Consider the following 7,998-nt stretch of genomic DNA (forward strand, 5'->3'; position numbering starts at 1 on the left):
TTATGATATTGGAAAAATACCCTTCTGGATGAAAAAAATTTCCGAGATAAACCCAATCACTCACTTTGTAGAAACTATAAGGAAAAGTATGTTTATGGGTAAATTTTGCCTCGAAGAGTTTTTATTTTTGGTAGTTATTACATCTCTTATCTTTATGATTTCATTCTTTTTTATAAAAAAACGCCTTTGTAAAGGAGGTACAAAAATGCTAAAAGTGGTATATCTACTGGCTTTAGCCCAACTAAAAGAGGGCGTGATTCTACCAAGGCTTACTCCTAAAATTGATGGGATCGTCTCCTCTGAAGAGTGGGCTAAAAAAGCCTTAGTTGTTGACTTTCTTGAGCTTAGGCCAGAGGAAGGGAAAATTCCTCCAGTTAAAACAGAGACCTACATAGGCTACGACGACGAAAACATCTATTTTGCCTTTAAATGCCATGACGATGTGAGCACTATCAGAAAGACCCTTACAAAAAGGGATGAAATGGTGATAAATGATATGGTGTTTATTTATCTTGACACCTACGGAAATGAAAAAGAGGGCTATATTTTTGGAACAAATCCATTAGGTGTCCAATTTGATGGAATTAAAGAACCTCCACCTCAAATGAATGAAAACTGGGCATTTGATACCTATTTTGAGGTAAAGTCCTCTATCTCAGACTCCTTCTGGTCCTGCGAATTTAAAATCCCATTTTCATCTTTAAGATTTGAAAGCAAAGATAAACAAGAGTGGAATTTGGTACTTTTAAGAATAAGACCAAGGGAAACTTTTGCGATCTATTCGTTTCCCCTAATCTCAAGGAATATCCCTTCCTTTTTTGGACAAGGTGCAAAGATAATAATTCCTGAAAAGATCTATTCAAGAGAAAAAAAGAACGATTTTATTCCCTATTTAATAGGTTCTCAAAACGGAATAAGAAAAATACACTACGAAAATGATAGGGGTAAATTTAATCTCGGTCTATCAGGCAGAGTAAGATTTTTACAGAATTTAGTTTTTGATTATGCCTTAAATCCTGACTTTGCTCAAATAGAGACAGATATTCCGCAGATAGATGTGAATACAACTTATGCGCTGTATTACCCAGAAAAAAGACCTCTTTTTATGGAAGGTTCAGAATTTATAAAAATGCCCATCAATCTGTTTTATACAAGGATGGTTAATAATCCACTGTATGCATTAAAACTTACGGGGAAAGTCTCTCTTTTTGATCTATACTTCCTTTCGTCTTATGATGAGAACACTTCATATGTTTTGCCCTTTGAAGATGCAAGTTTTGATTTTTGTAGCAATAAGAAAAGTTTTATAAATCTCTTAAGGATCCGTTCAGAATTTTTAAACAAAGAATCCTATATAGGTATTTTTATAGGAGATAGAGAGGTAAAAAATGATGACTTCGATAATGGTTTTAATAGGATATTTGGATTTGATGCAAAGTTAAGATTTTTAAAACATTATACAATAAGTTATCATGGGGGATATTCCATTACAAAGGAGCCAGAAGACACAAGTTTATTTAGTGGAATAGGTATAATCTTTAAAGATTATACGGATAGATTTGATGGCGAAAAATTTTTAGGTTATGCAAATCGTTTAGTATTCAGCTCTTCATTCAAAAATTTACATTTTTCCCTATATTACGATGAATATTCACCGACTTTCCGTTCAGATATAGGATTTATTAATGGAAACAATATAAGAGAAAGGGGGTTCAACATAAGCCCAATTTTTTATCCCAATAGATTTTATTTAACAGAGATCTCATTTTGGACAAGTTATGAAAAAGAAATAAATTTTGAAAAAATATTTAAAGAAGAAGAGGTAGAAGCCGGTCTCAATACAAAACTTTCCTTTGCTCAGCTTGAACTTGGTTTTGAATATTCAAGGGAAAACAGGAATGTCTTTAACATTTATATTCTTAATTATTCAAAGTTTAATAACATATATTTCTCCTCTTTTTGGCTAAAAAGTGTGCCTCACAAATTCTTGGTTTTACAGTTGTACTACGGAGAAGGTAAAAATATATTTTATCAGTTTGATACAACTGTTTACCAAAATGTTTTTTCAGGCTATGTTGGCCTCTTTCACACAAGATTATCTGTTTCTTTGGGTCTAGAAAGACAGAACTTCTACTTTGAAAAATATAAAGAAAAGATAGCAGAGGCTTCTGTCCTTTACTCTTCTTTAAATTACGGCTTTACTCAAAAGATTTCCTTGAGCCTTACGATGTCGTACTATAAGGGCTCACTTGGAATCTATCCCCTATTTACCTATCAGGTTAATCCCTTTACAGTCTTTTATCTTGGTGCAAATATAAATACCTTTGAATATGGAGATTTATTTAGAGACAGAGAGCTTTTCAAACTGGAGGGAGTGAATCACCAAGTATTCTTAAAGCTACAGTACGTTTTTAAAATTTGATTTTTATAGGGAGGTGTCTATGATAACCTTATTTTTTCTTGTAAATTTTATTGTGACCGACTCTACAAGAGTCTCTCTTAGCTTTTTACCAAAGATAATAAAAATAAAGAATGAATACGGAAGTATAACTTTAGGTACAGCCTCTCAAATTCAGGTTCCAGAAGTTATTGTAAAGAAAATTGGAGTTGGAGAGAGATCTGAAGCAGAAAAGTGGTTTAAAAAGGTTAAGGTTGATGTAGCAGAAAATAAAAGAATAGGAGAGTTAAAAATTAAATGTATTTTCCCGAAGTTTCAGTGGAACGGTTAAAAGATAAAAGGATAGATCTGATATTAAATTTTCCTATCAACGTAAAATTTGAAAAAATAGAGATTTCCGTAATTAATGGGGGTATTTCAATTTCCAGCCTATCTTCTAAATCTTATAAAGTTAAGGGTACGGATGGTGCAATATTTCTCAATGAAATAAAGGGACATGGAGAGTTTGAACTTTTAGACGGTTACATAGAATTAAAGTTTTCACATAAAGATACTGTAGATCTGGAGTTAGAAGTGACAAGTGGGGCTGTTTGTCTAGATGTTCCTGAGGACGTTTCTATATTTCCTGAGGTAACCGGAGGTATAATACTTCCAACGTACATAAAAAAAGAAAGAAAAAGTCCTCATCAAAAGGTAAGGTGCGAAATCTTAGCAGGTGCCCTGATTATCAAATCTTCTCCTGAGTTTTTAATCTTATTTGTCAAAGAATATTTCAGCTAAAGTTTGCCGATACGATCCAGAGAGTCCCTAATAAGAAGAACAACTCTTACTCTTAGAATTTTTTAGTTTTAAAATTTTAAAAAGTTAAAAAAGGAAACTGCCGCTTAACTTAACAACGCAGAAGTAAAAAATGAAAAGAATTAGACTCTTGTACTTTAAACTTTCCTTATCTCAAATTTAAAATCCAGAGCTCTTGACAACCAAAATGCACACCTTCAAAATAATAGGATCTTGCTGCTGAAAAAATTATTCTCTTACCATCAGGACTAAAGGAAATCTTACCAAATGAAGTATAATAGTATGGCTTTGCATTTAGGAGAACTTTGGCATTTTCTCTCAAATTGTATAAATAAAGGTCACAATTTATATTCCAAGGCTCATCAGAAAGCCATTCACTTGTGTTCCAACGCTTAGTAAACGCAAACTCTGATGAATTTAAGGGGTTAAACTCTGGGTACCATAGACTATCCCCATACATTATAGAGTCATTTTCAGGATGTAAAGCGAATGTATATACCTTATCCGGTGGTAATTTCAATAAGAGTGTTTCTTTTAAACTTGCTTAATTCAAAGAATAAAAGCCCACTTTTGCAGTGTCCCCGTATCCAAAAAGTATCAAAAAGTTATCATCATGAGTGAACTCTAAGTCGTATACAAAGGGTGCAGAAGGGTTAACTCTTTGATTATACTGTAAGTAAAAGCATCTAAAAATATAATTTTATCTTCGCTATTTAAACGGAACCAGGGACCCTCAACTAGGAACTCTACTTCACCTTTTACGTAGGCAATTTTGTCTCCTTTATAGCTAATAGCAAAATGCACTACACTATCTTTAACAACCGTATCCATTTTTTTATCCTCTATACTTATGGAAATTAAGGAACCTTTGACCAGATAATTACCCCCTTTCTTACTATAGAGTACACTTTCTTTCCATCGCGAGAAAAAACTGATGAAAAATAGTGTTCTCTTTGACTAAGAGAGTCACTGAGAAAAATTTCAGGATTAGGATTTCTTTTAAATCTCAACTCTTCTTCTGTAGGGCAGTATCCACCTATTAAAATCCATAAAACTATTACCAATATCGCAGAAATACGGTAAAGAACCCGTTTTGGTGACTCTAAGTTCAAAATTTAGACCTAAAGAATTTCATGTCACCCGAAAAAAAAGAAGTTTAAGTTTAGGATTAACTATTTACCTCCTAAAATCTTTCTAGAATCCAGAGCTCATAAGGTCCAAAATCTACAGGATCCCCCCTTTTGACACGCTAAATACTATTTTATCTTCTTTATAACTGAGATCTGCTCTCCATATCTCACAAATTTCATAAACTCTTGTGTCAAGAAGTTGTGTTTCAGAAGTAAGCCAATTGTATATTCCTAAATTGTGTGAAGTGGCATTTATAAGCAATTTTCTCGGATTATACCTAAAATACCTAATTCCCCTCCACATACCCCTCAAACTCTATTTCACGAGTAAATAAATTGTAGATGTATGATTTAAACGTTCTGTTTTCCCTAAAATAAAGTAGGGAATCTTTATACAACTCAAAATATATCACCCTTTCTATTTTATAAATAGTATCTCTTTAACCTTTAAAAAGACATCTTCTGCACCATAATAGGTAAGGATAAAAGAACCCGAGGAACCAAAAAATCTCACACAATCTTTAGAAAGAACTCCAGGTAACTCTCTTTTTTCTAGTTTGTTTAAATTGATTATAAATACTTTATTTGCACCCAAGACGTCAAAAGAGTAATCCGTGGGCTCTATTACAACCATTAAAGTTTCACTCTCTGAAATATCAAAGTTAATATATCCACCCTTTATTACAAGTTGATTGTTTGACCCATCTTCGCAAATTCTAAATATGTCTCCCTTAAGTGTACCTGGCGGGTATTCTCTGATGTAATAGATCCACCCACTTTTTGTGCATAGTGGATTAATAAGGGAATAATTTTCTTCTTTTAAAAGTAATCTTAAATCAGGATTTGGTTCAAAAGGTTTTTACACACCTTACAGCTTAAAAGAAAAACTGCCAATAAAATATTTCCTACATTTTAACTCTCTCAGAAACATTAAATTTTTTCGTGAATTTCATATGCTACGGATATTATAAAGAAAAAAAAAACTGGTAAATGATGGTAACAAATTGTTTAACGCCAATTCGGAGGCTTTTAGGTTCAATAATTTCTTCTATATTCTGCTCAATCAAACATTCATGAGGAGTTCTATTAAATCTTTATGTAAAGGTTTGCCTTGAGGAGAACTCGGAGTAAAATTTCTCCCTTTTGTTATAAATGTTCCTGTTCTTTCATAAAAGACAGTACTTTCTTTGCTTAAAAAGCATATTTATATTGCTCTTTCTTCACATTTGACAATTGATGTTTAGCGATTTTTGAATTATTCTAGTAAAGATCATCAAGACGTCAAAATTCTTGTATAATGCTGGCAAAGTCTTAATTTTTAAGACTTAGTTAAACATAACATTTGTAAGCTTATTTTAAAAGATAGAAGTTACATTATAATTTAAATATGGAAATAGCACTTTCAATTATAGGTTTTGAGGTAACATTTTTAGCATTTGCTGTCACATATCTTGCATGGAGGAATGGAAAAATTACAAGAGAAAATACTATAAGAATAGTTGAAGAAATGAAAAATGGGTTTGAAAAAATGGATAAGGGGTTTGAGAGAATGCATGAGGATTTAAAACTTATTGCTCTTTTAATTTTAGCAGAAACTAAGGAGGAAAAAAGGAAACTTGCAAAAAAGATCTTAAGAGAAGAATAAAATTTTGTCCGTAACAGGAAAGTGTTTGTGCTCTGGTCAAATTCTAACTTATCTCATGTTCGCCACTTTTATTTAAAAAAAGTTAACTGAAATTTGAATTTCTCATTTTTTTACTTTAAAATTTAAAATAGGCCCCGGTAGCTCAACAGGCAGAGCGGCGGGCTGTTAACCCGAAGGTTGCAGGTTCGAGTCCTGCCCGGGGCGCTTTATTTATTTTGAAAGAAAAAAAACCTGATTGGTTCAAAATTAAACTTTACTTTAACGAAAACTTCGCAAAAGTTAGAAAAACTCTGAGAGAGAAAAATCTCAACACAGTCTGCGAAGAAGCTCTCTGCCCAAACATAAACGAATGCTGGGGAGAAGGAACTGCAACAATAATGATAATGGGAGAAATATGCACAAGAGGATGTAGGTTCTGCAACGTGAAAACTGGTAACCCAAAAGGGTACCTTGATAAGGAAGAACCATTTAGAGTCGCTCAGGCTGTCAAGGAGTGGGATTTAAAATATGTAGTCCTAACCTCCGTAGATAGAGACGACCTACCTGACGGTGGCGCTGAACACTTTGCTAAAACAATTAGTCATATAAAAAAACTAAATCCCAACACTTACGTTGAAGCTTTAATACCCGATTTTCAAGGCAATTTAAATTCCCTGAAAACAGTTTTAGATTCTGAACCAGATGTTCTTGCCCATAACGTAGAAACCGTAGAGAGATTAACACCTATTGTAAGAGATAAGAGGGCAAACTACTGGCAAAGTATTAAAATACTTGAAGAGGCAAAGAAATATAAACCTAACATATACACAAAGTCAGGCTTAATGGTTGGACTTTCTGAAACAGAAGAGGAGGTAATAAAAACTTTGAGAGACTTAAGAAACGCAGGAGTAGATATCGTTACGATCGGGCAGTATCTAAGACCCTCTTCTGATAAAAAATTTCTTGAGGTTAAAGAATATGTTCACCCTGATAAGTTTAATTTTTATAGGGAAAAGGCATTAGAGCTTGGATTTATCTATTGTGCTGCAGGTCCCCTTGTTAGGAGCTCTTATAAGGCATATCAGGCATTCTACATGAGCTTTTTGGCCCCAAAGAAAACTAACCTTCTTTATCTTTAAAGAGCCTTACATATTCTTTGTACATACACCTATCCTCGATCACGTCGATACCAAGTTCTTTTAATTTATGGGTAGATTTGCTTTTTATTCCCTCTTGTAGCCATAAAACTTTAACATCGCCTTTTAAGTTTCTTCTTTTTATAATATCTTCAACGATCTTTGGAACTTCTTCAGAAGGTCTAAAAACTTGGACAATTTCTATTTTCTCTTCTACATCCAAAATACTTTTATAACTTTTTCTTCCCAATATTTTTTCATGATTTGGATTAACTGGAATTACATTATAGCCTTTACTTATCAAAAACACAGGAACTTTCCTTGCAGGCTTCTCAGGATTTGTTGAAAAACCAACTGTTGCTATATTTTTATACTCTAAAAGTATCTTCTTGATTTTTTCATCACTCATAGGTTTAATATTATAATACATAAAGGCTCACTTTTAAAAAATTAGCTTTTTAATTTCACTTAATTTCGAAAGCTATTGTTCTTTAGCTCATTTTAATTTTTAAGGTTATCCAATTTTTCCAATTGCTGAAAAGACCAAATTTACTCAAAAAATCTGGGAATTCTAAATATTTTAAATTTATCTCGTATTTTTAGCATTTAGAAGAAGATAAAAATACATCCAAACCTAATTTTAGCTATTTTTTTATAAAAGACGACACTTTGGATTCCTTCTAGAATAAGAAAAAATTGGATAAAGAAATAGCTGCTACTCTAATAGAGTTATCAAAGGTGTTATAGTATAATTAAAGAATGAGAAGGAAGGCTACTATCATTCAATCAATACAAAAACAAATTTTTGAGACTTTGTTGCCTCAAGAAATGATTAAAATTACAGAAAAAGAATATAAAGAATTTATCAAAAATCGAGATTTTGTAGTTATAGAAAATGTAAAAATTTTTTAA

Annotated in this window: 11 protein-coding genes and 1 tRNA gene; 7 read left to right on the forward strand and 5 right to left on the reverse strand. The window is 32.4% G+C overall.

From position 1 onward, the window contains the following. Window positions 1–205 precede the first annotated feature (205 nt). From ABDH49_01115 to ABDH49_01125, 3 genes are read left to right on the forward strand one after another with little or no spacing between them, the layout of a single operon-like run. On the forward strand, window positions 206–2,422 hold the full coding sequence (locus ABDH49_01115; protein MEN3045577.1) for a carbohydrate binding family 9 domain-containing protein: 2,217 nt from the start codon (window positions 206–208) through the stop codon (window positions 2,420–2,422). Window positions 2,423–2,441: 19 nt separating this feature from the next. After that, entirely contained in the window at window positions 2,442–2,729 is a 288-nt protein-coding gene (locus tag ABDH49_01120) for a hypothetical protein (GenBank protein ID MEN3045578.1), read from the forward strand. Then, a complete protein-coding gene (locus ABDH49_01125) occupies window positions 2,717–3,178 on the forward strand; it encodes a DUF4097 family beta strand repeat-containing protein (GenBank protein MEN3045579.1) in 462 nt (153 codons plus the stop codon). Before ABDH49_01120 ends, ABDH49_01125 begins: the two co-directional genes overlap by 13 nt. Before the next feature lie 166 nt (window positions 3,179–3,344). Here the strand turns inward: ABDH49_01125 and ABDH49_01130 are convergent, their stop codons facing one another. The 4 genes from ABDH49_01130 to ABDH49_01145 form a co-directional block, all read right to left on the reverse strand. Then, the gene (locus tag ABDH49_01130; protein MEN3045580.1) at window positions 3,345–3,716 is read right to left on the reverse strand and encodes a hypothetical protein; all 372 of its coding nucleotides are present in this window, start codon (window positions 3,714–3,716) and stop codon (window positions 3,345–3,347) included. Window positions 3,717–3,820: 104 nt separating this feature from the next. Beyond that, complete coding sequence (locus tag ABDH49_01135; protein ID MEN3045581.1) at window positions 3,821–4,027, reverse strand: hypothetical protein; 207 nt, start codon at window positions 4,025–4,027, stop codon at window positions 3,821–3,823. Between the two features lie 26 nt (window positions 4,028–4,053). After that, the gene (locus ABDH49_01140; GenBank protein ID MEN3045582.1) at window positions 4,054–4,260 is read right to left on the reverse strand and encodes a hypothetical protein; all 207 of its coding nucleotides are present in this window, start codon (window positions 4,258–4,260) and stop codon (window positions 4,054–4,056) included. 484 nt (window positions 4,261–4,744) lie between these two features. Next, window positions 4,745–4,960, reverse strand: a complete 216-nt coding sequence (locus tag ABDH49_01145) for a hypothetical protein (protein ID MEN3045583.1) — start codon at window positions 4,958–4,960, stop codon at window positions 4,745–4,747. Between the two features lie 753 nt (window positions 4,961–5,713). Here ABDH49_01145 and ABDH49_01150 point away from each other — a divergent pair. The 3 genes from ABDH49_01150 to lipA all read left to right on the forward strand — a co-directional run bounded on the left by ABDH49_01150 (window position 5,714) and on the right by lipA (window position 7,089). After that, window positions 5,714–5,971, forward strand: coding sequence for a hypothetical protein (locus ABDH49_01150; GenBank protein MEN3045584.1), 258 nt, complete (start codon window positions 5,714–5,716; stop codon window positions 5,969–5,971). Between the two features lie 131 nt (window positions 5,972–6,102). Beyond that, window positions 6,103–6,175, forward strand: a tRNA-Asn gene (locus tag ABDH49_01155). An 11-nt stretch (window positions 6,176–6,186) separates the two neighbouring features. Beyond that, a complete protein-coding gene (gene lipA, locus ABDH49_01160) occupies window positions 6,187–7,089 on the forward strand; it encodes a lipoyl synthase (protein MEN3045585.1) in 903 nt (300 codons plus the stop codon). Here lipA and ABDH49_01165 read toward each other — a convergent pair. Next, window positions 7,070–7,516: a CoA-binding protein gene (locus ABDH49_01165; GenBank protein MEN3045586.1), complete on the reverse strand. Its 447-nt coding sequence runs from the start codon at window positions 7,514–7,516 to the stop codon at window positions 7,070–7,072. The genes lipA and ABDH49_01165 overlap by 20 nt on opposite strands. A gap of 329 nt (window positions 7,517–7,845) precedes the next feature. Between ABDH49_01165 and ABDH49_01170 the strand changes: the two genes are divergently transcribed. Further along, entirely contained in the window at window positions 7,846–7,998 is a 153-nt protein-coding gene (locus ABDH49_01170; GenBank protein MEN3045587.1) for a hypothetical protein, read from the forward strand.

The sequence above is a fragment of the Candidatus Hydrothermales bacterium genome, assembly GCA_039630235.1.
In the GTDB taxonomy this organism is placed as follows: domain Bacteria; phylum Hydrothermota; class Hydrothermia; order Hydrothermales; family JAJRUZ01; genus JBCNVI01.

Excerpts from the sequence above, each read along its gene's own strand:
- ABDH49_01115 (MEN3045577.1), top strand. The coding sequence starts at position 206 with ATGCTAAAAGTGGTATATCTACTGGCTTTAGCCCAACTAAAAGAGGGC.
- ABDH49_01165 (MEN3045586.1), bottom strand. The coding sequence starts at position 7,516 with ATGTATTATAATATTAAACCTATGAGTGATGAAAAAATCAAGAAGATA.
- ABDH49_01120 (MEN3045578.1), top strand. The coding sequence starts at position 2,442 with ATGATAACCTTATTTTTTCTTGTAAATTTTATTGTGACCGACTCTACA.
- ABDH49_01145 (MEN3045583.1), bottom strand. The coding sequence starts at position 4,960 with ATGGTTGTAATAGAGCCCACGGATTACTCTTTTGACGTCTTGGGTGCA.
- ABDH49_01135 (MEN3045581.1), bottom strand. The coding sequence starts at position 4,027 with ATGGATACGGTTGTTAAAGATAGTGTAGTGCATTTTGCTATTAGCTAT.
- ABDH49_01150 (MEN3045584.1), top strand. The coding sequence starts at position 5,714 with ATGGAAATAGCACTTTCAATTATAGGTTTTGAGGTAACATTTTTAGCA.
- ABDH49_01170 (MEN3045587.1), top strand. The coding sequence starts at position 7,846 with ATGAGAAGGAAGGCTACTATCATTCAATCAATACAAAAACAAATTTTT.